Here is a 25,193-nt window from a genome sequence, read left to right as displayed (position 1 = left end):
CTAACACAATTTTTTTGTTTAGGCATAAAAAAAGCTCTCCAAAGGCAAGGAAAGCTTCGATTAATATCAGCTGCTTATCCTCTTATTGCTCACAAAATGTACTCATTTTGTGCTCAGGTTGGGCACCCAATATTTAGTTCTGTGAACCAAACTGGTTTGCCACCGTATCTTAGACCCCTCGTCTCAACGGCTATTAATAAGAGAGAAACTTTTATTTATGCTGGAATAATAATAAAGGATTTAAAAAGACATGTCAATTTATTTTGGAAATGTCTTAATAAAATTTTTTTGCACGTTTATAGGTTTACCATAAGCTCCAAGAAAGTAAACATTTCTATAAATCAAATACGAATGGCGCAATATTCTTTGTCCTCATAGATATATTTATCAAATATTTTGTAAATTCTTTTCAAATGACCTTTTTGGGTGCAACCCTTAAAAATTTATCAAATTATTGATAAAATAGTAATATACAAATCTTTCATATAATGGAGGCAAAACTATGTTAATTCCTTATAAAGGAAAAACACCAAATGTTCATGATAGTGTTTTTATTGCTCCGGGGGCATATTTAATTGGTGATGTAACAATAGGAAAGGAAAGTTCCGTATGGTTTAATGCCGTTTTACGCGGTGATGAAGGGCCCATCATTATCGGAGAAAAATGCAGTATTCAAGATAATGTAACCATCCATCTTTATGAAGATCATCCGACCATCATTAAAGACGGTGTAACAGTAGGACATAATGTAATTTTACATGGCTGTAAGATTGGAAGCAACACAATTGTAGGTATGGGGTCAACTATTTTAGATGATGCTGAAATCGGTGAACAATGTATTATCGGTGCGAATACATTGATAACCGGCGGAAAAAAAATCCCTCCCCGCTCGCTGGTGGTCGGCTCTCCCGGAAAAGTTGTCCGTGAATTGTCAGATTATGATTTCATGTTAATTCAAGGTTCAATTGAAGTTTACGTACAAAAAGGGAAGGAGTACATTGATATTCTTTCCCAATTAAAAAATAAATAAGAAAGAACGGTTGCTAAAGATACGTACTGTTAACGGGATTAATAAAAATGTACTTGTATTCACTTCAAATAGGGGCATCCGTTTATAAAAAACTTTCCGGGACTGCCCCTATAGGTCGTTTCTATTTAAAACTTGATCGAAATCCGTCTATTAATAAGAGAATTGCTGTAATAATGTGAAGGGCCATTCCGAGAAATGGAATCCAACCTAAACAGGATGTAATAATCCCTAACACACTTCCATGAAAAGATCTTTTTTCCATTATTGAAAATATGAGCGTAATGATATGCAAAACAAACATGATTCCGAGCGGTGCCCAAGCCATACTAAAAATAATGGCTCCCCCTAAAATCGGTATTCCCCAAAAAGCTTCCAAGCCACCCGTAATCAATTTTAATATTGTAGAAACCATAACATTTAATCTCCTCTCACTGCCAGAACAGTATTATTTGTATTATACGATCTATTCATGGAAAGGATTCAAAATTTGATGGAAATCTGGTGGATTTTATGACTCGCCGTTAAGAATGGGATAAAATCAATGCTCGGAAACGGGAATTTTTTACCATAAGAGAAAGCAAAATTGCCCCACAGCCTTGCATGATCGTTTTTACAATCACTTGACCAATAATCGCTGCCGGTACTGCTTCCCAAGGAATAAAGCCGGCACCAAGCGGACTTAAACCAATTATGATAAAAACAACTGAATCGAATAATCCACCAACAAGCCCGCTGTATAACACCCGCCAACTCATCGGTAATTTTAAGCGCGAATAAATTTCGGTATCCGTCGACTCGGCGATAAGAAATGATAAAGCTGAAGCCATCACAATCCATAAGGTGTCACCTAAGAGATAAGATGAAACAGCAGACAATATCAGGGCAATAAGTATTAACAGATACGTTTTTCCCTTGCCATATTTATTTTGAACTAAGTCACGGAAAATAAATGTAGCTCCGATTAAAAAAGTACCCCACGGAATATGAAACATTCCTATTTGAACCGGTTGAAATCTGGCTGTAATAACATTCGCCAACACAATAAACATTAAATACAAAATGACTCTCATTAACATCATAACTCCTCATTATTTACTGGTAATCTTTCATAAACTGGCTAAATAAAAAACTACAACGCATGAAAGAGAGAATTTCTCAGGAATTTCGCTGATGACTTGCAACCTTTCTAGGCCAACGAATTTCTATGGTATGTAAGTTCGTAAAATCCGGTTTTAGGAATAATCAGTTGTGATTTCCACAACAACTTTCTTTTTAAATAGCCGTTGAAACATTCGCCTTCATCTGCATATATTTTTCATAACCTTGACGACGTAATTGACAAGCCGGACATTTTCCACAACTATCACCAATTATTCCCTCATAACAAGTTAATGTTCTCTCCTTAATTAATTTAAGAACATTTAAATCATCAGCCATTTTCCAAGTGGCAGCTTTATCCAACCACATTAATGGTGTGTGGATGACAAATTCTTGCCCCATGGCCAAATTAATGGTTACATTCAACGACTTCACAAACACATCGCGGCAATCCGGGTAACCGCTAAAATCCGTTTCACAAACACCGGTGACTAAATGTTTCGCACCGATTTGCTGAGCCAAAATTGCAGCCATTGACAGGAAAATCAAATTTCTACCGGGAACAAAAGACGATGGCAACTCCCCACTCTTTCCGGCTTTTACGTCGATGTCCATTCTCGTTAAAGCACTCGGAGACAGCTGATTTAATAAGTTCATATCGAGAATATGGTGCTTAACCTTTAATTCTTCGGCAATAGATTTGGCACACTCGATTTCTTTTTTATGACGCTGATTATAATCAAAGGTTACCGCTTCTACATTTTGAAACGTATTGAGAGCCCAAAATAGACAGGTGGTGCTATCTTGCCCCCCACTAAATACAACAACAGCTTTTTCATCTTTTAGCATCGCTGACACATCCATTTATTGAATAGTTTTTAAAAGATCTCAAACCTATATTTATCAAGAAATCATCTCATATATCTGAACCCTTCTCATAACTACCGATTATCCACTTTTTCCGGATATAAATCATGATTCATCAACCGGTAATTTGCCATTTCTTCATATTTTGTGCCCGGACGACCATAATTGCAATACGGGTCAATTGAAATACCACCCCTTGGCGTAAATTTTCCCCAAACCTCAATATATTTCGGGTCAAGCAACTGAATTAGATCATCCATAATTATGTTGACACAGTCTTCGTGAAAATCACCATGATTGCGAAAACTGAATAAATATAGTTTTAAAGATTTACTCTCGACTAATTTCTCATCAGGGATATAAGAAATATAAATCGTCGCAAAGTCCGGTTGGTTTGTAATTGGACATAAGCTGGTAAATTCCGGACAATTGAATTTTACAAAATAATCACGACCGGCGTGTTTATTTTGAACTGCCTCCAAAACTTCCGGCGCATAATCAAAAATATATTTTGCTTCCTTTTTTCCAAGTGATTTTACTTCATCTTTTTTTCTTCCCATAATAAAACCTCCTGTATGATCCGTGCTTACAGGAGGGTAATAGCTTTCAAAAACTAAAAAAACCATGCCTTATGGACAGACATGGTATCCATAGTTTTTTATAGAGGGTTTAAGCTATGAACCTCTCCCGTCCGACACGGGTATTCAATTTAATCCTCTTTTATCTTACCGTTCATTTCAATGTGCGTCAATTGCTTTGGTCAAAAAATTTTTGATTTCTTAAGTAGAAATTTGCCACCAAAACTCTTAATGAACGGTCACTTATTTCCGGTTTTGTTTCATTTGTCTCGCTTTCGATCGTTCAAAACGGAATTTGGCCAATATAGATTTGTTAAGTTCCAGTACATTCTTTATAACAACTTAAAAACAATGATTGTATCCATCTTTCCCCACTGGTAAAATAGATATATTTCGGTTACAATTATCTAATGATATCAATTGGGTAGAAAGAGGGTTACGAATGAATAAGCAATCCATTTACGGATTAACCATAGAGGAATTGACAGAATGGATGTTAGAACACGGTCAAAAGAAATTCCGGGCCCAACAAGTTTGGGATTGGGTGTATCAAAAAAGAATAACTTCTTTTCATGAGATGAAAAATATAAATAAAGAATGTATTGAACTTCTTGAAAATAATTTTGAAATCAGTACGTTAAATGTTCAAATCAAACAAGTTTCTCAAGACGGAACGGTAAAATTTTTATTACAATTAAAAGACGGTAATTTAATTGAAACAGTTTTGATGAGACAACATTACGGACTATCTGTTTGTGTGACTACACAAGTCGGCTGCAACATCGGCTGTTCCTTCTGTGCCAGCGGGCTTTTACGGAAAAATCGCGATTTGACTTCCGGTGAAATTGTTGAGCAAATAATGCATGTTCAGCGCTTCTTGGATGAAACGGGTGAGCGCGTTAGTCATGTTGTTGTCATGGGTATCGGTGAACCGTTCGACAACTTCAATAACCTTGTTCGTTTCTTAAAAATTATCAACCATCCGAAAGCATTTGCGATTGGCGCCCGCCATATTACGGTTTCAACGAGTGGCATTGTACCAAAAATTTATGAATTTGCCGATCTTGATTTGCAAGTGAATTTAGCCATATCGTTACATGCACCAAATAACGAGTTGCGTTCCCAAATTATGAAAATCAATCGGGCTTATCCGCTTGAAAAATTATTCCCGGCCATTAATTATTATTTAGAAAAAACAAATCGCCGTATCACCTTTGAATATATTTTATTGGATGATGTTAATGATCATGTGGAAGAAGCTAAACAACTGGCTGAACTGCTAAAAGATATTCGCCATCTTGCTTACGTCAACTTGATACCTTATAACCCGGTCAATGAACATATTCAATATAAAAGAAGTTCTAAAGAATCGATCTTGCGGTTTTACGATACATTGAAGAAAAATGGTATCAACTGCGTCGTCCGCCAAGAACACGGAACAGATATCGATGCCGCATGCGGACAACTACGCAGCAAACAATTAAGAAAAGCGAACTAAGAAAAATATTCGGGTAACCTCAAGAACGAAACAATGAAACTAAAATCGGGCTTTTACCTATATTTCAACCGATATGAAAAGGATAACCCAAATCCAGGGTTATCCTTGTTTAATTTCTTCATAAACCATCTTTTTCCATTGTAAAAATTCGTTTGTGTATAATAATTGTTCTGTACGGGGCCGTTCGAAAGGGATTTGCCAATCTCTTTTTATTTCGGCCGGTTTTGCCGACAAAATGATGAGCCGATCAGATAAAAATAAAGCTTCCTCGATATTATGCGTGACAAATAGAATCGTCTTAGAATATTCTTGCCATATTGATAACAACCATTTTTGCATATCAAACCGGGTAAATTCGTCCAAGGCAGAAAACGGCTCATCTAAGCAAATTAACGTTTGCGGACTTAGCAAACTGCGGATGAAGGAAACACGTTGTTTCATCCCACCAGACAATTGATGAGGGAAACGTTTTTCATACCCTATCAATCCTGCCCGCTCTAGCATTTTCACCGCTTTAGCCGGATCTCGTTTACCGGCAATCTCTTGACCGAGCAAAACATTGTCAAGAACTGTCCGCCATGGCATTAGGGCGGCTGATTGCGGCATATAACTGATATAGCCAGTTTTTCCGGTTATTTTTTCCCCGTTGATATAAATCTCTCCTGCATCCTGCCTTGTGATCCCACCAATCACCTTGAACAATGTACTTTTTCCACTGCCTGAAGGTCCTAAAATCGATATGAATTCCCCGTCATGAGCAGCAAAGGATACATCATGTAAAACTTGATCAGCGCCAAATGACTTGTATATACGGTCAATAACCAATTCACTCATCAATCAACCCTTCCTTCTCCGGATCCCACTTGATGACCAATTTTTCCAGAAATACGATGAAGGCAAACAATAACATACTAAACGTAACAACGAATACTATCGCAACAAAAACACGATCGGTCCGGAATGATGATGATGCCAATGTCATATAAACACCAATGCCTCTTTCTGCTCCAAGCCATTCCGATATGACGGCCCCCATTACACTATACGTCGCAGAAATTTTTAATCCGGAAAACAAGGCAGGGAGTGCTTGCGGCCATTCTAATTTCCAAAACAGTTGCTTCCTCGTTGCCCCTGCCATTTTCATATAATTCCATAATTCTCGATCGGTATGCTGGAACCCGTCCAGTAAAGATACGGTAATTGGGAAAAAACAAACAAGCGTAATCACAATCATTTTCGGTAACATCCCAAAGCCAAACCAAATGACAAGGAGCGGTGCGAGTACGATAACCGGGATGTTTTGCGAGATAATCAGTAATGGATAAAACGCTTGCCGTAAAAAAGGAACGATATGTAAACCAATCCCGATAATGATTCCAATCAAACAGCCGACCATTAATCCGGAAAGTGCCAACGATAACGTAGGTAAAAGGTGCTCCCCGTACACATGGTACCCTTCAACCATCTCTTTCACAATTTGTGAAGGAGATGGCAACAACCAATTTGGTACACGGAAGATACGGACACTTGCCTCCCAACTGATGAATAAAAGAATGACAACAAAAAGTGCCCCCCATCCTTTTTGCCAAATCACCGGTATTTTTCAGTCAACTGGTCCATTGACGCACCATCAGGATTATAGAACACTTTTATTTGCGAAATAACACTTGGGCAATTTAGCTCTATCATCTTCTTATTCATTTTTTCAACAATCATTAAAAGTTCCGTCAAGTCACCTTCCATTGTTGTCTCAAGCGGACTAACTTGATATTTTACTCCTGATTCGGTTATGACTTTAATGGCCGCGTCAATATAAGGAATTGTATCCTCACCGTTTTTTGTTTTTGGAATGATTTGGATGCTTACTAATGCATTAGCCATTTGTTTTCTCCTCCTTTTCTTGTAAATTACGATTCCGGTAAAAATTCGTTTGTAAACGCCTTTTTACTATCTAACTGTTTTTCTAGTAAACCATTATCATACATCCATTGCGAATAGTTTTCCCATACTTCCAATTTTTGCTCTCCCCAACGTGCTGCGTCATCTTTGTATTTTGTAGCGAGCCACTTTTGGGAAGCTTGGACGAGATCCGGGTCAAGTTCGGGCTCGGCAGCAATTAATATATTTGCCGCTTCTTCCGGATTTTCGATAGCAAACTCATACCCTTTTGTCACTGCCCGTAAAAATTTCCTGATTGTCTCCGGCTTTTCTTTAATCATTGTCTCATTCGTAGAGATAACGGGCGTATAATAATCAAGCTTATCACTATAGTCAGTTAACCAGACCATGTTAATCGGGGTGTTACGTAATTCAGCTTCCACGCCTGTCCACCCGTAATAAATCCAGGTAAAATCAATATTTTGTTTTGTCGCAGTAAAAAAGTCGGTATCGCCAATATTGATGATGTTTACTTTTCCGACATCCGCATGATCCTGTTTCATTAACGATTCAATAATCGCTTTTTCAAGTGGTGCTCCCCACCCTCCATAAGTTTTCCCTTCGAAATCTTTTGGAGTTTTTATATTTTTGTCTTTTAATGAAGCAAAACCGGATGTATTATGTTGGATAATCGCTGCAACAGAAACAATTGGCACTCCTTGGATTCGAGCCTCGGTAATCCCTTCCTGGTAACTGATACCAAACTCGGCTTGTCCGGATGCCACAAGATTGTCTGCCCCCGCATCACCCGGCATGATGATATCAACATCCAATCCTTCTTCCTTGAAATACCCTTTTTCCTGTGCCACGTATAAACCGGTATGGTTCGTATTCGGTGTCCAATCCAAGACGATATTTGCTTTTTCTAGCTTATCTTGATTATTTTTCGAAGTTCCGGAACCAGAATTTGCAGTTTCTCCCCGGCATGCAGCTAAAAGCATGGTAAATACGGCAAGAAAAAGTATTTTTTTCATGCGTGTTCCCCTTTCTTCATTATGATTTGAAAACAAGTTTGAAGAGGGAGAGAGAATGAAAAAACCCCAGGAATCATCCTAGGGCACATACTTCATGTAAGAAATTTCATTCATATCGCAAAAAAGTATGTTCCCTACGCTGGTATTAACCAGATCAGGTTCAAGGGTCAGCATCTTACGGACGCACTCTCAACCGGCAACACCGGTTCCCCTACAAACTTATTTTCATATTCAGTTTTCACTTATTTATACTATTACATATTTTTCCATTCATTTCAAGCCTAACTTTTTTCATTAAAAATTTTTAAAGAATAACCGCAATACATCCGCACCGCCAATAAATGTGCCGATGGAGCTGCCAATATTGGATAAAATAATGATCAATAAAATTCGTGTTACTTTATTGTTCCAAAACCCTTTTACGGATGAAATATCATTTGACAGGTTTTCGAAATCACCAACAGTCGGTTTTCGTACAAACGCTTGTACCAATCCTGCAAACCATCCGGAAGCAAGCAACGGATTTAAAGCGGTAATGGGAGCTGCCACAAAAGCAGTTAAAATGGTTAGCGGATGACCAAATGCCAACGCCGCTCCAAGTGCTGACAAAGAGCCGTGCCATAAAATCCAACTCCATGTTTGTTGCATCCCTGCATCCGGGTTCGCGAAAAATGTATAAACGATAATGGCAATAATAAGAACGGGGATCGACCAGCCGATAATTTTTGGTTTTTTCGACTTTGGCGGTGTTTTTGTTAATTCAGTTAAATCATGCGTTTTTTCTATTTCTCTTGAAACACCGGGAACATGAGCTGCACCTAATACAGCTACGACTTTTTCACCGGGTGCCGTTCTTATTTTCTCGGCCAAATATTGATCCCGTTCATCAATCAACGGTTTTTTCAATTGCGGTAAATTTTCAGTAAACTCATTAAGCATGGCATCAATGCTGTCTTTTGTTTTTAATTGTTCTAAATCTTCTTCCGTTATTTTTTCATCGGTAAAAATACCGGCTATAACTTGGGTGAGAAGCATCATTTTTTCTTTAAAATTCATGCTGTGCCAAATGCGGGAAAAGGTAGTTTGAATATTTCGATCAGCTAGAATAAGTTTTGCACCAACCGTTTTAGCCGATTCAATTCCTTGAATCATCTCTTGACCGGGTTTAATCCCCATTTGATCAGCCATTCTTTTCTGAAAAGATGAAAGTGCCAAATTGATAAATACCATCCCTGCCCTTTTCTCTTTAATAATTTTAAAAATATCCGTATCTTTCCACTTGTTTCCTTCCGTAATAGATTGATATCGTCCTTGATCCAACTCAATGCAAACTGAATCCGGCTGTTCTGTTTCAATAATTTCCTTCACTTGCTCGGCACTGTTTTTTGATACGTGAGCAGTTCCGATCAAAATATATTCTTTATCATTCAAAAAAATTCTAGTAATGTTTTCTTCGTTCATAGTGACCTTCCCTTAAACTTTTGATTCCCGGAAAAATCTGTGTTCTTTTATAACTCACAAGTTTTCCAGCTATGTGAATCGCAATCGCCCTTATCTTTTCATGCATATTGTTATTCTACCTGAACCGAAAAATGTAGTAAAGCAATCGGAGGATAAAAAATTTTTAAAGGTGGAACTTTTGACGGTATATGTTTAGAAGAAATTCGGATGATGAGTTTTTTTTCATTCATTGTTATGCTGCTCCGTTAATTAACTATGCAACAAGCAGTAATCCAAAATCGATAAAATATTTCAAATACCAAAGCAAGACGAATGCCTTTACCAAATGATCGGCAAAGAAATATAAATAAAGTATCGTCATCAGTTTCTGACATTTTGAAAGGAGGGAGAACCATGTTTCCATATAACCAGGGACCACTAGGACCACGGCGGCCAAGAAATCCTTTTTTCCCTGTTCAACATGTTAATAAACCTTCTTCTCAGATATTTTTTGATTACTTTAAAACAAATGATGGTCACTGGGATTTTGATAAAATTTCCCAATCCATCGGGCAAGTGAATAAAATAGTCAAACAAGCTGATCCATTAGTTAAACAGATGGCATCCATTGTAAAAAAAGTTCGACCGAAATGATATACTTTTCAAATAATTTAAATTTAAGGTCTGTTCTGTTGTGAAGAACAGATCTTTTATTATCCTTCTCTTTTCCATTAAACATTTCTTATAGGTAATTGCCCAATTTTATGAATCAGGGACAGATGACTAGTCAATTTGCAGGTTAATACATATACTGCTAACAAATAAACATGGAGGTGTTTATTGATGAGTGCTCCAACAGCAGGAGGATATGGTGCAGGATTTGCCTTGATTGTTGTGTTGTTTATCCTATTAATCATCGTTGGTTCAGCGTACATTTGGTAAGTAAAATAAAGGACTTTGATTGATTATTCATTGTCCTTTGTTTCTGGAGAATGACTAGCGTTTGTTGGTCATTACAGGAATGGACTGTCACGAATGATGAACAACACAATTCCAAGTAAAGAATATTTTTATTACACGAATGGAGGGATTTGAATGGGCTTTTACGGATGCCATGGAGGATATGGCTACGGTGGCTACGGCGGCGGCTACGGTGGCGGCTACGGTTTTGGTGGTGGAAGATGGTTCGCCCTGATCGTAGTTTTATTCATCCTATTGATTATTGTAGGTGCTGCTTGGCTGTAAGTTGATAACAAAATTTAGTGAAAAAAAACGGTGCTGAGAAACTAATCTCACACCGTTTTTCTTTTGGTTAATTCATCCATTTGCTAGATATTTTAACCTATGGTATTATGTACAAATTTAAAGAGAAAGCAAATGGTTCCGTTTGGTTTCCCTATTCGAATAAAAAACTTGTAGAATTCATATTACCTCTATAAATTTATAATCGCTCATCTTTGCGGTTTACCTAATCATTTCTGTTATAATTAGAAAAGAAAAGCTTGAGTAGTCATGGCGTCCGAGTCTTTTACCAAACGAGCTTGGGTAAAAGGATTGAAAGGAGTGGACAAAATATGCGGGTTATTTTAATAATTGCTGCACTAGTATTATTATTTTCTTTCACTAATAACGCTGACCAAGAGACCAATTCATTTATTGACCAACTTAAAGAAGGAATATCAGATTTAACAGATCAAATTAACTTGTCGGAAATAAAAGAAGACATAAATGACATTATATACGGGATAACCGATTCCATAAATGAAATGACCGAAGATGACCCCAAGAACAATGATAAAGCCGAAGAAATCACATTAAATGCACCGGAACAACAAACCTTTTCGATAGCAAATGTTGAATTAGGCTCGTCAAAACAAGATGTAGAAAATATGTACGGGCAACCGAAGAGAATCAGTTTAAATGAATATCATACAAACTGGCATACTTATCATGAAAACTATCAAAACTTTTTCATGGTTGCCTATAATAAAGATGGGAAAGTTGCCGGATTATTTACGAATCAAAATTTAATATCATCAACAAACGGTATTGGCATTGGCACCGGAAAAGAAGAAGTATTAAGTAAGATGAGAACAGAACCGCTTACAAGCATTCAAAAAGGTGTTGTTCGCTACAATCTTCCTGAAGACCGCGAATACGATATTTTTCACAAGGATAACAGTTACATTACAATCTTCTATGATATACATGAAAATAATACCGTTACAGCTATCCAAATCATTAGTGAATCCCTTGAAAATGAACGGGCTGACATGTATACCGATGGAAGCCAAGCTTTAAAGGAAGGTTTTGAATATCAACTATTTGATTTAACGAATGCGGAACGGGTTAAACACAATCTAAGCCCATTAACTTGGGATGAACGTGTTCGCATAACCGCCCGGAAGCATAGCGATGATATGGCGGCTAATGCTTATTTCAGCCATACAAATCCCAAAGGACAAGATCCATTCGATCGGATGACAGCGGACCAGATTACTTTTATTCTTGCTGGAGAAAACTTAGCATATGGCCAATTTAGCAGTATCTTCGCCCATGAAGGATTATTGAATTCGCTAGGTCACCGAAAAAATATTCTTGAAAAGGATTATGAATACTTAGGTGTGGGAGTTGCTTTCAACACAAATGCTGAACCTTATTATACGGAAAACTTCTATGCCAAATAATAAACAAATTTATTAAAAGAGGCACCGCTTGAAAGTCGTGCCTCTATATTCTTTTAAAAAGAATGCCAAGTGTATTGGGGCCGCAATGGCTGGAAATCGTGCAAGATGCCTTCGTGATGATAATTTCTTCAAATTTTTGATGCTGGTTAATTAATTCATGTACTCGCTTAATAGTATCCTCAGAGCATCCGGAATGGGTAATAAAAATACGGTCCGGGACAATGTCGTTTCGATCTTTCAAACGGTCAACCACATATTTTTCAATTGATTTTTCAAAGCGTCCGCGATATTTTTTTCCCACATCCATCTTCCCGTTAATGACTTCAATACAAGGTTTAATATTTAATAAGTTTGCACTAAAAGCAGTAATAGCGGAACATCTGCCCCCCATTTTCAAATAATCAAGCGTATCGATGACAAAACTGGCTTCCACTTTAGGAACGAGTTCTGTTAATGTTCTTATAATACTTTTAACTTCCATTCCTTGTTCTACTAAATGAACAGCTTCCATAACGATATGACCGGTTCCGGTTGATAAATTGTCCGAATTAATCACATGTACGTTATGAAACTCTTGAGAAGCCAAGTATGCATTTTGATAAGAGCTGGAAAAATTCCCGCCCAGGCTAATATGAATAACGGCATCATAGGATTCACATTTTGAGAATATATCAAAATAATTTTGTACTGAGGCAGCTGCCGTTTTAGGTAGTTTTCCTGTCCGTTCCGCATAGGAATAAATATCATCAGGCGCAATATCGATTCCGTCCCGATAGGTTTTATCTTCTAAAATAATATAGAGAGGAATCGTTTCAATATCATTTTGAGTAAGATATTCTTCGGGAAGATCGGCCGTACGGTCACATGTTATTTTAATTTTTTTCATACAGCTTTCTTTCCTTTCAATTTGTTGTATATAAACTTAAATAGTTTTCAAAATCATCACAAAAATAGGAAATAAACTGTTCAATCTTTCTACTAGTCTTATTATTCCTAGAAAAGCATTCTAAAAAAGAATAACACTTCGTAATTTTAACACAATTCCCTTTTAGATGAAAAATATTGGCAATACGAAGGAAATATTACAGGTCGATTTCTAACAAAATCGGACAATGGTCACTTCCTAATACATGTGAATGAATGTCGGCATTTACGATTTTTTCTTTGATACTTTCTGAAACAATAAAATAATCAATACGCCACCCGATATTTCTTTCCCGGACTTTGTTCATATAGCTCCACCAAGTATAATGGTCGACCGCATCCGGATGTAAATAACGAAATGTATCAATAAATCCAGATGCCAGTAAACTCGTCATTTTTTCTCGCTCTTCATTCGTGAATCCGGAATTACCGATATTGGACTTAGCGTTTTTCAAATCGATCTCCTGATGGGCAACATTTAAATCACCACAGTACACCACAGGCTTCTTTTCATTTAATGCCAATAGATATTTCTTCAGCTTATCTTCCCATTCTAAGCGAAACTTCAATCTTGCCAAATCTCGCTGTGAATTTGGCGTATATACATTCACTAAGTAAAAATTCTCATACTCCAAGGTAATGATTCTTCCTTCTCGCTCACTTTCTTCCGGAGAAAAACCATATGAAACCGTCAATGGTTTATATTTTGTAAACACAGCTGTTCCGGAATACCCTTTCTTTTCGGCGTAGTTCCAATATTGTAAGTATCCCGGTAAATCAACGTCAATCTGGCCCTCTTGTAATTTGGTTTCTTGTATACAAAAAATATCTGCATCTATGTCATGAAAATATTCCAAAAAGCCTTTTTTCACACAAGCTCTTAGACCGTTGACATTCCAACTTACTAGTTTCATAAACAAACTCCATTCTATTAAATCTTGACCTAATATTTTATTATTCTATCATACATATGGGCGGATTTGTATGTCAGGTGCACGAAATCATAAATTTTCTTAATTTCTTCTGTATTTTAGGCGAAAAAACATTATTTTTTTACCTGCTATTAAATTTTGTAAAAAAATGTCGATAAAAAGTGAGATAGTATATTAGCCTGAAATCAAATATAAAGTACATGTCTGAATATGAAATGACTTTTTATCAATTTGATAATTTGGGCAAAAATGATGGTAGATAGGTGATTTAAATGGATAAAACTTCATTACTTGGTATTATTTTTGGATTTATTGCAATCGGCGTTGGAATGGTTTTAAAAGGTGTCGATATTGTTGCTTTAAACAATCCTGCCGCATTTTTAATAATTTTGTTAGGTACAATAGCTGCTGTTACAATCGCTTTTCCAATGAGTGAATTAAAAAATATTCCAAAGTTATTTAAAATACTTTTTACTGAACAAAAGAGTATAAAGATGACCGAAGCAATTAAGTTGTTTTCGGAATGGTCACAAATTGCAAGAAAGGAAGGTATACTGGTATTAGAAAAAAAGCTAGAAGAAATCGATGACCCTTTTTTAAAAAATGGAATGGGTATGGCAATTGATGGAAAGACGCCCGATTATATTCGTGATGTTTTGTTGGAAGAAATTGATGCCATGGAAGAACGTCATGCTGTTGGAGCGCAAATCTTTTCCCAAGCAGGAACATACGCACCGACGCTTGGGGTTCTTGGAGCGGTCGTTGGTTTAATTGCCGCTCTCGGCGATATGAGTGATACAGAGAAATTGGGGCATGCCATTAGTGCTGCCTTTATCGCTACTTTACTCGGTATTTTCACCGGGTATATACTCTGGAACCCGTTTGCCAATAAATTACGTCGGAAATCAAAGCTGGAAGTTCGTATGAAATTGTTGATGATTGAGGGAATCCTCTCCATTCTTCAAGGAGAAACACCGAAAGAAATTGAGCAGAAACTTTCATCCTTTTTACCGACTGATGAGCGGCAAAATTTTTTAGAAGAAGGCAGGGAACCGAAAAATGAGCAGGCGTAAAAAGGAAAAGGGCGAGCACGAATTTAATGAAACTTGGCTGTTACCATACTCGGATTTAATGACTTTATTACTTGCCTTATTTATTGTATTGTTTGCATCGAGTGCGGTAGATGCACAAAAATTCCAGTCCATGTCAAAGGTATTTAGCGAAATTTTTACAGGAGGAACAGGGATTGTTGACTACGAAAGTATTGAACAAAAAAATGGTGAAGAGCTGGCAGATGAAACGAAGGAAAAATTAGAGAAGGAAAAAGAACAGACCCAAGTACCGGTAGACGAACAAACTACTTTAAGTGCTACTCAAGAGCGAGTCAACCAGTACATTTTGGAAAAAGGGCTAACCGGTCAGCTAAAAACTTCGTTAACGAGCGAGGGGCTTCTTGTTACAATTAATGACAGTGTTTTGTTTGATTCCGGAAGTGCTGAAGTGCGTGAAGAAGATATTGCTGTTGCAAAAGAAATCAGCGACTTGCTCGTCATTGACCCGCCGCACAACGTCATTATTAGCGGGCACACGGACAATGTTCCGATCCAGAATTCTAATTTTTCATCAAACTGGGAGCTTAGTGTCATGCGTGCCGTCAATTTTATGAAAATCATTTTAGAAAATGACCAGCTTGATCCAAGAATGTTTAGTGCGAAAGGATTTGGTGAATTTCAACCGATTGCTTCCAATGATACCGAGGAAGGAAAAGCGAAAAATCGGCGGGTTGAAGTACTTATCTTACCGAATGGAAAAACCGAGCAAAATTGAGGGCCATGTTCGTTACTTTTTTCAATGTCCCTCAATTAACTGGAAAAAAAAGAGGTCATCCCTTCAGATTGTACAAACTGGAAAAAGATGACCCGGAAAGATAGTATTGTTGAATAACTAGGTAACAAAGTGACATTTCAATCCGTGGGGGAAGTATAATATCCCCCACCGGCTGTTCGTTTTTCCGAAAAAACAAGTACATAGGGAATAAAATATCAATCTATTTATTTCCTGCCAAAATCGGCTTTGTTCTCTCCCCAAAGTTTCGTCTCCCATTTAATAATTGGATTGGCATAGGAATGTGTTTGCAACCATTGTTCTCCGCGTTTGATTAAATTCCATACTTGTTCTGTTTCCTTGGTTAACGGTAAATTTGTATTTGCTTTTTTCATTTTTACCCATTTGATGGCAATTTGCGAATCGGAATAAATCGGAATGGACAAATTTTTCTTTTGTAAAAATCCGAGGGCGTGGACAATGGCCAGAAATTCACCGATATTATTCGTTCCTATGATTGGACCAAAGTGAAATAATGTTTGACCGGTTTTTAGACAAACGCCTTTATATTCCATTGGACCCGGATTCCCGCTGCATGCCGCATCGACGGCGATACTGTCTTCAATATAATCATGATTCTGTTGAATGTTCGTCTGTATTCTTGCCTTTGCTTTCTTGTCACTTTTTGTGTTTTCCCCGTAATATGCTTGCCAACCGCTTTGAAAAGCAATTTCTGCCTCTTTTAGTGATGGGAATGATTTGTATTTCGCACCCGGAACTCCTTGAACATTTCGTTTACAGTCATCCCATGAAGTGAAAATACCTGTGTTGGTACCTTTCCAAACGACATAATATTTTTTTGTAGCCATAACTCCCCCCAATAAATTTTTTTAAAAAACTCTGTTAAACCGAGTGCTTCAACCTGTGACGAATACAGGGAAACTTCAAATAGTAGTGGTTAACAGAGCCTTTTGAAAGTATATTTATCATTTAGTGATGGTGATGTCCGCCTTTTGTCGGATTAGTAATGACAAATCCTTCTTCAGGAACATAAAAGTATTGAATCCAGACACCATCTAACCAATCATTTCTTTTATCCAGTAAAACATCAATATCTTTGTCCGTTTTAACAATTTCATCATGCTCCGTTGGTGTATCAAACGTTAATCCATAATGAACATGATCACCGTGTTCATGAGTCACATAGACACGAACCATTTTCCCTTGTGCTTCTTCGGACTCCAATTGTTTCTTTAGTACTTTTGCCGCATTCCGGTTAATTTTGCATTTCATATGTAGACACTCCTTTATTGATTATGTTTTTTGGATACGTGGTATTTATCAAGTTTTACAAGGGAAGCTGCGAATCCATTACTTCGCTTTCTTCTGTTGCAAGAGATTGAAATGTTCTTTACCTATCCAAATGTACACAGGTACGTGACTATTTAAACATAATGACGAAAAAGATACAATGGTTAATACCCGAAAAGTAACGCTTAACGTTTCGTATTGGTCGTTTAAGAAACATCGTTTATGCAAATCTTTTCGTGAAATCATCCATAATAACTTTTTCGGAACTTATTTTTTCTCTCCATTATCCTGTTCATAAACAATGGATAAGAAATGACGTAAAATATTGGCTGTCAAACCCCAAATCACATAGTCCTTATAGAAATAAAAATATTCAACGATTTCCCGCGTTTTCCACGAATAGTTTTTCCCGCCAGGTATGAGGTGATAAGGGAAGTCTTCACCAAGTTGGACTTGAAAGGTTAGTCGATGTTCTTCCGGTTTCATGTCTCTTAAATATTCGATTGGTACGGTAAAGATTTCCTTCACCTCATCAGGATTTGGTTTTATTTTCTCTATATTATCGATAAAACCTACATAAGGATAAATGATTCTTCCATCCATTGACTGAACAAAAAAGTCTAATGGATAAACACATGAAATTGAATCTTTTTCAATGCCAAGTTCTTCGGCAGTTTCACGAATTGCCGTATCTTGTGGAGTAGGATCATATTTTTCAACCCCTCCACCCGGAAAGCAAATTTCACCAGGCTGTCTTTTCAACTGTAATGATCGTACTTCAAATAAAAGGTGAATTTGTCCATCTATTTGAATAAGTGGGACTAAAATTCCGAACGCTCGGTAATGTTCTTTTCCTAACATGGCAGAATGATGATTTTGAATCCTTGTAAATATTTGTTTTAAATCCATATTTGAAATTCCCCCTTCCAATTTCCTGGGTCTCCCCTTCCCACTCCCAATAAAGCTAATCCTTGGCATGATTCCTATTTTTATACTTTTGAAAAAAACCGATTGCCAATGTACACCACATACCGCTGACAAAATAACCGCCGAGAATATCACTCGGGTAATGCACACCCAGATAAATTCGACTTATACCGATCATGAAAATAAATAATGCACTAAAAATAAGCAACATGATGCGACCGAAACGTGTTGAAATATGGCGCCAGAAAAGAAAAGCCAATATCGTATAAACAGAAAAAGCTGTCATGGCATGCCCGCTCGGAAAACTGTAACCGCCTATTTCTATCAACCGGTGAATATCCGGTCTTACCCGCTCAAAATATTCCTTTAATAACCGGTTGATTACTAGTGTGCCGGCAATGACAACCGCAAACAAAACCAGTTCACTGCGATGATGAAAAACAAAATACAAGAATAAAGAAATTAATAGAAAAAGGAGGGTAACGATAGGAAATGAACCGATTTTGGTAAAAAACAACATAATTGAAGTTAACAACGGTGTTTCAAACCCTTGAACAAAATGAATAATCGATAAATCAAATTTTTCAATCTTCCCGGTTTGTACAAACAGGGTCACGAACAGAAAACTGAAGAAAAAAATAAAAATAATGATACTTAGTCTATATGGACATTTATTCCCGATCATAAAGAAACTCCTGCATGTTTTTTTCTGAATTACCATTATCATATCGCAAAAGAAAAAAGGTTGCCAGTCATACAAACTTTTATGGCAACCTATTAAAATCAAATAGTCGGAATTCCGCTAATGGACACAAATCCATGTGGGAAAAGCAACACCTTACCCGGCCGAACAAATCGGACATATAAGGTTAGCTCGTCTCCCATCTTCTTCGTTGATTACGATTTGGCAGGGGCATTGGTTGTTGAACAGATTGTTTACCTGACATGTTCCATTGCCACTCCTTGTTGGATCTGATACATTTGGTAATACTTCCCTTTTTGCTCCATCAATTCTTCGTGATTCCCTTTTTCAACGATCATACCACGGTCAAGAACTAAAATTTGATCAGCGTTTTTAATCGTCGAGAGCCTGTGAGCAATGATGAATGTCGTCCGACCTTGTTTTAACACTTCCATTGCTTGTTGGATGACGCTTTCCGTTTCTGTATCAATATTCGAAGTTGCTTCATCCAAAATCAAGATTGCCGGATTGAAAGCAAGGGCACGGGCAAAAGAGATTAATTGGCGCTGGCCGGATGATAGCGTACTTCCTTTTTCGAGGACCGGTTCATCCAAGCCGTGTTCCAATTGGTTAAAAACGAAATCAGCACCAACAGCCCGCAATGCAGCTTCTGCGTCCTCCCTCGTAATTTTCGGATCATTCATAGTAATATTTGAAAAAATCGTCCCCGTAAATAAAAACGGTTCTTGTAACACGATGGCCATATGTTCACGGATCGTTTGTTTCGGGAAATCCATAATATTTTTTCCATCAATCAAAATCTCCCCACGACTTGGGTCGTAAAATCGAAACAATAAATTCATAATCGAACTTTTTCCGGAACCGGTATGACCGACAAATGCAACTGTTTCACCATGACTCGCTTGGAAATGAATATCCTTTAACACATATTCTTTTTCTTTATAAGCAAAGTACACATGGTTAAATTGGACATTTCCTTGATAGCGAGGTATTTTTTCATCACTTACCGGGGTTCCCTTTTCGTCCAATAAGCGAAAGACGCGTTCGCCTGCCACCAATGAAGCTTCTAAATTACTAAACTGATTAACAATATTATGGATCGGATTGAAGAGCCGGTTAATATAGTCTACATAGGCATACAACACACCAACCGTCAAATTCGTACGGGTGGAAATTGCATCGCCGCCGAAATACCAGATAAATGCAACGAAGACAATGGCTTTTATAGTGCCAACTAAATTCCCTGAAGATAACGAGTTTAATATCAATAGTTTATTTTGATATTGAAAATGAGTTTGATTCAAAGTCTCGAATTCATCTCGGGTCGCATCTTCCCGATTAAATGCTTGGATAATCGGCATTCCTTTAATCGATTCATTAATCATCGCATTGATTTCACTAATTTTCGAACGTATCACATGGTTATACTTTGCCGCATACTTCCTGTAAATCATCATCCAAATGACCATGACAGGGATAATGAGGGTAAAAATAAGAGCAAGTTTTGCATCAAGAATAAACATAGCAATGAAGATTCCAATCATTTGCACAATACTGGTAAAAAAGTTCGACAAAACAGCTACATACAAATCACGAATCGCTTCCGTATCGTTTGTAATTCGAGCGACTATTTTTCCTGCCGGTAAGTTATCAAAATACGAAATTGGCAATGTTTGAATCTTCCGGAATAATTCATTCCGCATTCTTTCAATGATTCGATTCGCCGCTTTTTGTAAAAAGTAATATTGACCATAATTGAATATCCCGGCAATAACAAATAAACTAAAATAAAGGACAATCAGCTTGATAATTGTCGGGATATCAGGTTGGTTTGCCATGATATGATCATCGATAATAATTTTCGCAACAAACGGACTAAGTACTTCTGCTGTTACGGCAATTGTTAACATAAAAAGTGCAGTAAAAATGATCTTTTTAAAGTACATGGCATATTGAAATAAACGTCTGCCAACCATTATATATTCACCTCCCCGGCAATCGATTTTATTTGTTGAAGGTCAAATTGTTCTTTATACCATCCGCCTTTATTTAGTAATGCTCCATGGGTGCCTGCCTCGACGACTTTTCCTTCATCCAGGACGATAATCCAGTGCGCATGTTCTACAGCTGAAAGGCGATGCGTCGTAATAATGGTTGTTTTTCCGGTTCGCTCTTCGCGTAAATTTTGAATAATTTTCGCTTCTGTCTTCCCGTCTACAGCAGAAAGCGCATCATCAAGAATGAGAATTTCCGGGTTTTTAATCAGCGCCCGGGCAATGGATATCCTCTGCTTCTGACCCCCTGACAAGGCGACACCTTTTTCACCGACAAGTGTATTTAACCCTTCAGGCAACATAGATAAATCTTTAGTGAAATCCGCCAGTTCAATGGCTTTCATCATTTCCTCTTCGGTTGCATGTTGGTTGCCGAATAAAATATTTTCCTTAATTGATCTTGAGAATAAAAAAGTATCTTGCGGAACATAACCGATCCAATTCCGAATATCTTGTTTTTTCTGCAAACGAATAGGAACGCCGGATAATAGCAACTTTCCTTCCCCAAGCGGATATTCACGCAAAATTTGTTTAATAAATGTAGTTTTCCCGCTCCCGGTTTTCCCGACAATACCAATCGTCTCCCCTTGACGGATATGGAGTGAAAGATCTTGTAAATTCTTTTCATTCGATGATGGATATTGAAAGCTAACGTGCTCGAATGCAATATCGGATAAATTTTCTACTGTAACCGGTTTGTCAGGATCCGGGACATCCTCATGGTAATTAAGCGTTTCTTGAACCCGATCCAAAGAAGCATTACCGCGCTGCATAACATTAATCAATTCCCCGATTGCGTACATCGGCCATGTCAACATTCCGAGATAAACATTAAATGAAACGAGCTCACCAAGCGTAATTTGTTGGTGCATGACCAAATAGGCACCAAAAGATAAGCTAATACAGTAGCTTAACCCGGTAGCTATCCGTGAAATTGGGAAAAAGAAGGCATCAATTTTTTCAACGACAAGATTTTTCCGGTAAACATCATTAGTCATTTTTTCAAATAGTTTTTCCTCTGCCCTTTCTTGACTGTAAGCACGGATGACACGGACACCTGATATAGATTCAAGGACGCGATCATTCATTTCACCAAACGCATCTTGAGCAATGGTATAGTGATGATGAATTTTATCCCCTAAAATTTTCATTGCGATTGCTAAAAACGGTAAAGGAATGATACTGACGAATGTGAGTTTCCATGATACCAGAAATCCCATCATGAAGAGAATCGTCAGCATATATAAAGTCGAATCCACTAATGTCAAAATACCGAATCCGGCAGTAACAGAAACGGATCGCAAATCATTTGTTGCTCGTGCCATCAAGTCACCGGTTCGATTCTTTTCATAAAACGTTGGTGACATCTTAAGCAAATGATTCATCAGTTTGGAGCGTAATATCTTTTCTACGACAAAAGCCCCACCAAATAAATTATATTGCCATTTGTAACTAATCAAATAATTTAATATGGCCAGTCCGGTTAAGGAAACAAGATAAAATGTTAGTTTTTCACCGGTCATGCCGCCAAGAAATATATCATCAACCACTGAACCAATCATCATCGGTGGAATCACTTCGATAAAGTTGGCAATAATCAGTAAAAAAACAGCGACAAAATACCTTTTCCAATATTCTTTAAAAAACCATTTTAATTTCACTAGTACACTAAACAATGTCTGTCAACTCCTCAACTGTTGTAAAATTTTCACTATCCGCCTTCAAGATCTAAACTTTTCATCATGATTAATGTTTTTACACGCATAAAACATCTCCCCAATCTTAAATTTTCCTTTTCCAAATGAACACACCCATTGGATAGATTGAACACTGGAATTTTCTTTGCCAAAGGTTAGTAAATATTGGCAAAATTCACCGTATATATTCAAGTTTCTATCCGGGAGTAAATCCTTTTAGAAAATGATCTATGTTAACAGTTCTCTGTTACACCCAAGTTTTTCCAATTTTTTTGAGTCAAAAAAGAGCACCCTACGCCCTTAGTACGGATGCACGGTGCCCGAACAAGAAAAGACGCATACTTCATAAACCTGCGCCTTTGTTATTATCAATATATTTTGAAAAATATTTTCATGCAAAGTGAAAATGATTTTTGAAAAAAGAGCAGGCTATGATCATATTAACTTGGTTTCGTTTAACAAAATATGTTCTATTCATCATGACCATAACCTCCCTTCTACTTTTTGATTTTTTTAACCTTATTGAATCATACCATTATAGCCAATTTAATGTCAATCACCATTTGCAAATATTTTTTCATTAGGTCTCTTGCTTTTTGAATAAAAAGCAGCGTTATAAAAAGCAATTGGTGATTCGCCAATTGCTTCTACTAACGATGGTATGTTTTTTCAGAATCTGCAATCGTCTATTTATTATTTCAATGTAACGATTGTACGACCTTTCAATTCTCCGTTTAAAATCTTTTTACAAATTTCCGGTAATTGTTCTAATGTAACTTCATTGGCAATCGACTCCAACAACTGATTCGGTTTCATTTCCCCGGCTAACCGCTCCCAAATCGCAAGTCTTGTTTCCATCGGACAAAAAACAGAATCAATACCGAGAAGATTGACACCTCTTAAAATAAACGGGAATACAGTGCTTGTAAAATTATTTCCTCCTGTCAAACCGCTTACAGCAACAGATCCGCCATATTGAATGGACGCGAGGACGGCCGGTAAATAGCTGCCTGCAACCGGATCCACACAAGCGGCCCATCTTTGTTTCAAAAGAGGACGGTTTTTCGGATTTGTAAGTTCTTCCGGGGTTATTATTTCGGAAGCTCCAATTTGCAGTAAATAATCTTGTTCATTTGCTTTTCTCGAACTGGCAGTAACCTTATAGCCCAATTTACTTAACATGGAAACAGCACTGCTGCCGACACCGCCTGTAGCACCGGTTACAAGCACCGGACCTTTTTCACTTGTTAATCCATTTTCTTCCAAACGATGGATGGAGAGTGCAGCTGTAAAACCGGCCGTCCCAATGGCCATTGCTTCTTTTAAGGTAAGTCCGTTTGGAAGCGAGACAATCCAATCCCCCGGAACACGGGCCACTTCACTGTAACCGCCGAAATGATTTACGCCTAAATCATATCCGGTAATAATGACTTCATCTCCCGGTTTATAACGGGGATCTTGTGAATCACGAACAATTCCTGCCAGATCGATACCGGGAACAAATGGATAATTGCGAACAACACCGCCATTTGGAACTGTTGCTAATCCATCCTTATAGTTCACACTCGAATAATGAACATCGATGACAACATCACCATCCGGAAGATCATTCAATGTTAAATCTTGAATCGATAGCTTTGTTTCGTTGTTTAATTTATCAACTACCAATGCTTTAAAAGATTCCATTTCCCCTTCACACCCTAATAAATTATTTACCTTCTTATTCTACCAATATTACATTGTGAAATCATTAACTTTTGGTTTACTTCTTTATCGATATGATTTCTGTTTCCAGTTTATGTATCTGTTTGGAAAGTTCGTCCGTTTTCTGTAATAGCTCCTCTTTTCCTTTAACAGAAATTGTCATTGGTTCCCCGATGATGATATTTATTTTTTTCCTTTTTAACACATCTTTTATATTAGTTGGACCCGAATAGGCACAAGGGACAATCGGGACTTTTGCCAAATTGGCGATCGTCACCGCACCCCTTTTAATTGGCGCATGATCATTTCTTGTTCCACTCGGGAAAATACCGACAATATTTCCTTCCTTCAATAATTTCACAGGTGTTTTTATGCTGCTTGTCCCGGGATTTTTTCGGTCAACCGGAAAGGCATTTAAAGACGTTAAAAATTTGGCGACTGGTTTTCGTTTGAATAATTCCTTCTTGGCCATAAAATGAATTTGTCGCGGTAACAAGGCTACACCCAACCCGACAATATCAACCCAACCGATATGATTACAAGCAATAATAAAACCAGTATCTTTCGGAAGATTATCAAGGTTTTTTACCGTTATTTTCGAAAAAACCTTTAATATAAACGCTGCAATTTTTCCTAAAAAAGAATACAAAAGAGGTCACTCCCTGAAAAAACACATAATAAATAAAAATGGATACTTTATGATATAAACATAGAATAACAAAATATTTCTTCTTTATGAAGTGGAAATGGGGAAATGGTAGGATTCAGCTTAACTTTATTTTGCCTGGGTAACCAGCAAGCGGTCGAAATATATCTCATTACTGCAGAGCCAAACTTGCCAGAATATTTTCTAAGAGTCGGAGTTTAATTCCTATTGGACAAAAAGCTCTGAAAATAGAGCAGAAATGGTTCATTGGAGTGGCCGAATCTCTTTCTATGGGACAAATCCCTTGGAAAGTCAAACAAAAATGTCTCATAGAACGGCTCTATGGGACAATTCAAACGGA

The 25,193-nt window shown here is 37.3% G+C and carries 27 protein-coding genes and 3 riboswitches; of the genes, 8 read left to right on the top strand and 19 right to left on the bottom strand.

Annotation, left to right across the window (positions count from 1 at the left end; translation table 11 throughout):
- Positions 1-79 precede the first annotated feature (79 nt).
- Positions 80-203: riboswitch (SAM riboswitch) on the bottom strand.
- Positions 204-502: 299 nt separating this feature from the next.
- Positions 503-1,030 (top strand): gamma carbonic anhydrase family protein, encoded by a 528-nt coding sequence (locus LIZ98_RS09360; protein WP_227092437.1) that lies wholly within the window; start codon positions 503-505, stop codon positions 1,028-1,030.
- A 121-nt stretch (positions 1,031-1,151) separates the two neighbouring features.
- Here LIZ98_RS09360 and LIZ98_RS09355 read toward each other — a convergent pair whose 3' ends face one another.
- The 4 genes from LIZ98_RS09355 to queF form a co-directional block, all read right to left on the bottom strand.
- Positions 1,152-1,442, bottom strand: a complete 291-nt coding sequence (locus LIZ98_RS09355; RefSeq protein WP_034770428.1) for a hypothetical protein — start codon at positions 1,440-1,442, stop codon at positions 1,152-1,154.
- A 109-nt stretch (positions 1,443-1,551) separates the two neighbouring features.
- The gene (locus tag LIZ98_RS09350; protein ID WP_034770429.1) at positions 1,552-2,100 is read right to left on the bottom strand and encodes a VUT family protein; all 549 of its coding nucleotides are present in this window, start codon (positions 2,098-2,100) and stop codon (positions 1,552-1,554) included.
- Between the two features lie 202 nt (positions 2,101-2,302).
- A complete protein-coding gene (queC, locus tag LIZ98_RS09345; protein ID WP_227139509.1) occupies positions 2,303-2,977 on the bottom strand; it encodes a 7-cyano-7-deazaguanine synthase QueC in 675 nt (224 codons plus the stop codon).
- Between the two features lie 92 nt (positions 2,978-3,069).
- On the bottom strand, positions 3,070-3,558 hold the full coding sequence (gene queF / locus LIZ98_RS09340) for a preQ(1) synthase (RefSeq protein WP_041844890.1): 489 nt from the start codon (positions 3,556-3,558) through the stop codon (positions 3,070-3,072).
- 81 nt (positions 3,559-3,639) lie between these two features.
- A riboswitch (PreQ1 riboswitch) is annotated at positions 3,640-3,686 on the bottom strand.
- A gap of 329 nt (positions 3,687-4,015) precedes the next feature.
- Between queF and rlmN the strand changes: the two genes are divergently transcribed.
- Complete coding sequence (gene rlmN / locus LIZ98_RS09335; RefSeq protein WP_041844888.1) at positions 4,016-5,071, top strand: dual-specificity RNA methyltransferase RlmN; 1,056 nt, start codon at positions 4,016-4,018, stop codon at positions 5,069-5,071.
- Positions 5,072-5,170: 99 nt separating this feature from the next.
- Here rlmN and LIZ98_RS09330 read toward each other — a convergent pair whose 3' ends face one another.
- The 5 genes from LIZ98_RS09330 to LIZ98_RS09310 form a co-directional block, all read right to left on the bottom strand.
- Complete coding sequence (locus tag LIZ98_RS09330) at positions 5,171-5,905, bottom strand: ABC transporter ATP-binding protein (protein ID WP_041848151.1); 735 nt, start codon at positions 5,903-5,905, stop codon at positions 5,171-5,173.
- Complete coding sequence (locus tag LIZ98_RS09325; RefSeq protein WP_227139515.1) at positions 5,898-6,671, bottom strand: ABC transporter permease; 774 nt, start codon at positions 6,669-6,671, stop codon at positions 5,898-5,900. Before LIZ98_RS09325 ends, LIZ98_RS09330 begins: the two co-directional genes overlap by 8 nt.
- Positions 6,662-6,952: a thiamine-binding protein gene (locus LIZ98_RS09320; RefSeq protein WP_227139508.1), complete on the bottom strand. Its 291-nt coding sequence runs from the start codon at positions 6,950-6,952 to the stop codon at positions 6,662-6,664. The genes LIZ98_RS09325 and LIZ98_RS09320 overlap by 10 nt, the downstream gene beginning before the upstream one ends.
- Positions 6,953-6,978: 26 nt before the next feature.
- Positions 6,979-7,983 (bottom strand): ABC transporter substrate-binding protein, encoded by a 1,005-nt coding sequence (locus tag LIZ98_RS09315; protein ID WP_095141316.1) that lies wholly within the window; start codon positions 7,981-7,983, stop codon positions 6,979-6,981.
- A gap of 114 nt (positions 7,984-8,097) precedes the next feature.
- Positions 8,098-8,206: riboswitch (TPP riboswitch) on the bottom strand.
- Positions 8,207-8,277: 71 nt separating this feature from the next.
- Positions 8,278-9,444 (bottom strand): TraB/GumN family protein, encoded by a 1,167-nt coding sequence (locus tag LIZ98_RS09310; protein ID WP_034770447.1) that lies wholly within the window; start codon positions 9,442-9,444, stop codon positions 8,278-8,280.
- A gap of 393 nt (positions 9,445-9,837) precedes the next feature.
- On the opposite strand from LIZ98_RS09310, the gene LIZ98_RS09305 reads away from it, so the two are divergent.
- The 4 genes from LIZ98_RS09305 to LIZ98_RS09290 all read left to right on the top strand — a co-directional run bounded on the left by LIZ98_RS09305 (position 9,838) and on the right by LIZ98_RS09290 (position 12,110).
- A complete protein-coding gene (locus tag LIZ98_RS09305) occupies positions 9,838-10,077 on the top strand; it encodes a YppG family protein (RefSeq protein ID WP_034770449.1) in 240 nt (79 codons plus the stop codon).
- Positions 10,078-10,266: 189 nt separating this feature from the next.
- Entirely contained in the window at positions 10,267-10,365 is a 99-nt protein-coding gene (locus tag LIZ98_RS09300) for a YjcZ family sporulation protein (RefSeq protein WP_072012683.1), read from the top strand.
- A gap of 153 nt (positions 10,366-10,518) precedes the next feature.
- The gene (yjcZ, locus tag LIZ98_RS09295; protein ID WP_216407854.1) at positions 10,519-10,668 is read left to right on the top strand and encodes a sporulation protein YjcZ; all 150 of its coding nucleotides are present in this window, start codon (positions 10,519-10,521) and stop codon (positions 10,666-10,668) included.
- A 329-nt stretch (positions 10,669-10,997) separates the two neighbouring features.
- A complete protein-coding gene (locus tag LIZ98_RS09290; RefSeq protein WP_227139507.1) occupies positions 10,998-12,110 on the top strand; it encodes a CAP-associated domain-containing protein in 1,113 nt (370 codons plus the stop codon).
- 43 nt (positions 12,111-12,153) lie between these two features.
- Here the strand turns inward: LIZ98_RS09290 and LIZ98_RS09285 are convergent, their stop codons facing one another.
- Together LIZ98_RS09285 and LIZ98_RS09280 are read right to left on the bottom strand one after the other, a co-directional pair.
- Positions 12,154-12,996: a DegV family protein gene (locus tag LIZ98_RS09285; RefSeq protein ID WP_108898110.1), complete on the bottom strand. Its 843-nt coding sequence runs from the start codon at positions 12,994-12,996 to the stop codon at positions 12,154-12,156.
- A gap of 196 nt (positions 12,997-13,192) precedes the next feature.
- Positions 13,193-13,948 carry an exodeoxyribonuclease III gene (locus tag LIZ98_RS09280; RefSeq protein WP_108898111.1) on the bottom strand — a complete coding sequence of 252 codons (756 nt, stop codon included), beginning with the start codon at positions 13,946-13,948 and terminating at the stop codon, positions 13,193-13,195.
- Positions 13,949-14,238: 290 nt separating this feature from the next.
- On the opposite strand from LIZ98_RS09280, the gene motA reads away from it, so the two are divergent.
- Both motA and motB read left to right on the top strand, forming a co-directional pair.
- Entirely contained in the window at positions 14,239-15,039 is an 801-nt protein-coding gene (gene motA / locus LIZ98_RS09275; RefSeq protein WP_227139506.1) for a flagellar motor stator protein MotA, read from the top strand.
- Positions 15,026-15,793 (top strand): flagellar motor protein MotB, encoded by a 768-nt coding sequence (gene motB / locus LIZ98_RS09270; protein WP_227139505.1) that lies wholly within the window; start codon positions 15,026-15,028, stop codon positions 15,791-15,793. Before motA ends, motB begins: the two co-directional genes overlap by 14 nt.
- A 224-nt stretch (positions 15,794-16,017) precedes the next feature.
- Here motB and LIZ98_RS09265 read toward each other — a convergent pair whose 3' ends face one another.
- From LIZ98_RS09265 to LIZ98_RS09230, 8 genes are all read right to left on the bottom strand, one after another.
- Positions 16,018-16,659, bottom strand: coding sequence for a ribonuclease H1 domain-containing protein (locus LIZ98_RS09265; RefSeq protein ID WP_227139504.1), 642 nt, complete (start codon positions 16,657-16,659; stop codon positions 16,018-16,020).
- A 121-nt stretch (positions 16,660-16,780) separates the two neighbouring features.
- On the bottom strand, positions 16,781-17,083 hold the full coding sequence (locus tag LIZ98_RS09260; RefSeq protein ID WP_034770459.1) for an iron-sulfur cluster assembly accessory protein: 303 nt from the start codon (positions 17,081-17,083) through the stop codon (positions 16,781-16,783).
- A gap of 285 nt (positions 17,084-17,368) precedes the next feature.
- On the bottom strand, positions 17,369-18,010 hold the full coding sequence (locus LIZ98_RS09255) for an NUDIX hydrolase (protein ID WP_034770460.1): 642 nt from the start codon (positions 18,008-18,010) through the stop codon (positions 17,369-17,371).
- Between the two features lie 55 nt (positions 18,011-18,065).
- Positions 18,066-18,713, bottom strand: coding sequence for a phosphatase PAP2 family protein (locus tag LIZ98_RS09250; RefSeq protein ID WP_227203023.1), 648 nt, complete (start codon positions 18,711-18,713; stop codon positions 18,066-18,068).
- A gap of 251 nt (positions 18,714-18,964) precedes the next feature.
- The gene (locus tag LIZ98_RS09245; RefSeq protein ID WP_255602132.1) at positions 18,965-20,707 is read right to left on the bottom strand and encodes an ABC transporter ATP-binding protein; all 1,743 of its coding nucleotides are present in this window, start codon (positions 20,705-20,707) and stop codon (positions 18,965-18,967) included.
- Positions 20,707-22,461 (bottom strand): ABC transporter ATP-binding protein, encoded by a 1,755-nt coding sequence (locus LIZ98_RS09240; protein ID WP_227139502.1) that lies wholly within the window; start codon positions 22,459-22,461, stop codon positions 20,707-20,709. Before LIZ98_RS09240 ends, LIZ98_RS09245 begins: the two co-directional genes overlap by 1 nt.
- Positions 22,462-23,175: 714 nt before the next feature.
- Complete coding sequence (locus LIZ98_RS09235) at positions 23,176-24,168, bottom strand: NADPH:quinone oxidoreductase family protein (protein WP_227139501.1); 993 nt, start codon at positions 24,166-24,168, stop codon at positions 23,176-23,178.
- A gap of 76 nt (positions 24,169-24,244) precedes the next feature.
- Positions 24,245-24,835, bottom strand: coding sequence for a lysophospholipid acyltransferase family protein (locus tag LIZ98_RS09230; RefSeq protein WP_034770467.1), 591 nt, complete (start codon positions 24,833-24,835; stop codon positions 24,245-24,247).
- Between the last annotated feature and the right edge of the window lie 358 nt (positions 24,836-25,193).

Origin of the sequence: Caldibacillus sp. 210928-DFI.2.18 (assembly GCF_020554505.1) — a bacterium.
Classification (GTDB): Bacteria; Bacillota; Bacilli; order Bacillales; family Caldibacillaceae; genus Caldifermentibacillus; species Caldifermentibacillus hisashii.
The sequence above is the reverse complement of the archived record's forward strand: the minus strand, read 5'-3'. Positions and strand labels throughout refer to the sequence as shown.

Coding starts and splice junctions, on each gene's coding strand:
- LIZ98_RS09360 (WP_227092437.1), top strand. CDS start 503: ATGTTAATTCCTTATAAAGGAAAAACACCAAATGTTCATGATAGTGTT.
- LIZ98_RS09355 (WP_034770428.1), bottom strand. CDS start 1,442: ATGGTTTCTACAATATTAAAATTGATTACGGGTGGCTTGGAAGCTTTT.
- LIZ98_RS09350 (WP_034770429.1), bottom strand. CDS start 2,100: ATGAGAGTCATTTTGTATTTAATGTTTATTGTGTTGGCGAATGTTATT.
- queC (WP_227139509.1), bottom strand. CDS start 2,977: ATGCTAAAAGATGAAAAAGCTGTTGTTGTATTTAGTGGGGGGCAAGAT.
- rlmN (WP_041844888.1), top strand. CDS start 4,016: ATGAATAAGCAATCCATTTACGGATTAACCATAGAGGAATTGACAGAA.
- LIZ98_RS09330 (WP_041848151.1), bottom strand. CDS start 5,905: ATGAGTGAATTGGTTATTGACCGTATATACAAGTCATTTGGCGCTGAT.
- LIZ98_RS09320 (WP_227139508.1), bottom strand. CDS start 6,952: ATGGCTAATGCATTAGTAAGCATCCAAATCATTCCAAAAACAAAAAAC.
- LIZ98_RS09315 (WP_095141316.1), bottom strand. CDS start 7,983: ATGAAAAAAATACTTTTTCTTGCCGTATTTACCATGCTTTTAGCTGCA.
- LIZ98_RS09310 (WP_034770447.1), bottom strand. CDS start 9,444: ATGAACGAAGAAAACATTACTAGAATTTTTTTGAATGATAAAGAATAT.
- LIZ98_RS09305 (WP_034770449.1), top strand. CDS start 9,838: ATGTTTCCATATAACCAGGGACCACTAGGACCACGGCGGCCAAGAAAT.
- LIZ98_RS09300 (WP_072012683.1), top strand. CDS start 10,267: ATGAGTGCTCCAACAGCAGGAGGATATGGTGCAGGATTTGCCTTGATT.
- yjcZ (WP_216407854.1), top strand. CDS start 10,519: ATGGGCTTTTACGGATGCCATGGAGGATATGGCTACGGTGGCTACGGC.
- LIZ98_RS09290 (WP_227139507.1), top strand. CDS start 10,998: ATGCGGGTTATTTTAATAATTGCTGCACTAGTATTATTATTTTCTTTC.
- LIZ98_RS09285 (WP_108898110.1), bottom strand. CDS start 12,996: ATGAAAAAAATTAAAATAACATGTGACCGTACGGCCGATCTTCCCGAA.
- LIZ98_RS09280 (WP_108898111.1), bottom strand. CDS start 13,948: ATGAAACTAGTAAGTTGGAATGTCAACGGTCTAAGAGCTTGTGTGAAA.
- motA (WP_227139506.1), top strand. CDS start 14,239: ATGGATAAAACTTCATTACTTGGTATTATTTTTGGATTTATTGCAATC.
- motB (WP_227139505.1), top strand. CDS start 15,026: ATGAGCAGGCGTAAAAAGGAAAAGGGCGAGCACGAATTTAATGAAACT.
- LIZ98_RS09265 (WP_227139504.1), bottom strand. CDS start 16,659: ATGGCTACAAAAAAATATTATGTCGTTTGGAAAGGTACCAACACAGGT.
- LIZ98_RS09260 (WP_034770459.1), bottom strand. CDS start 17,083: ATGAAATGCAAAATTAACCGGAATGCGGCAAAAGTACTAAAGAAACAA.
- LIZ98_RS09255 (WP_034770460.1), bottom strand. CDS start 18,010: ATGGATTTAAAACAAATATTTACAAGGATTCAAAATCATCATTCTGCC.
- LIZ98_RS09250 (WP_227203023.1), bottom strand. CDS start 18,713: ATGATCGGGAATAAATGTCCATATAGACTAAGTATCATTATTTTTATT.
- LIZ98_RS09245 (WP_255602132.1), bottom strand. CDS start 20,707: ATGGTTGGCAGACGTTTATTTCAATATGCCATGTACTTTAAAAAGATC.
- LIZ98_RS09235 (WP_227139501.1), bottom strand. CDS start 24,168: ATGGAATCTTTTAAAGCATTGGTAGTTGATAAATTAAACAACGAAACA.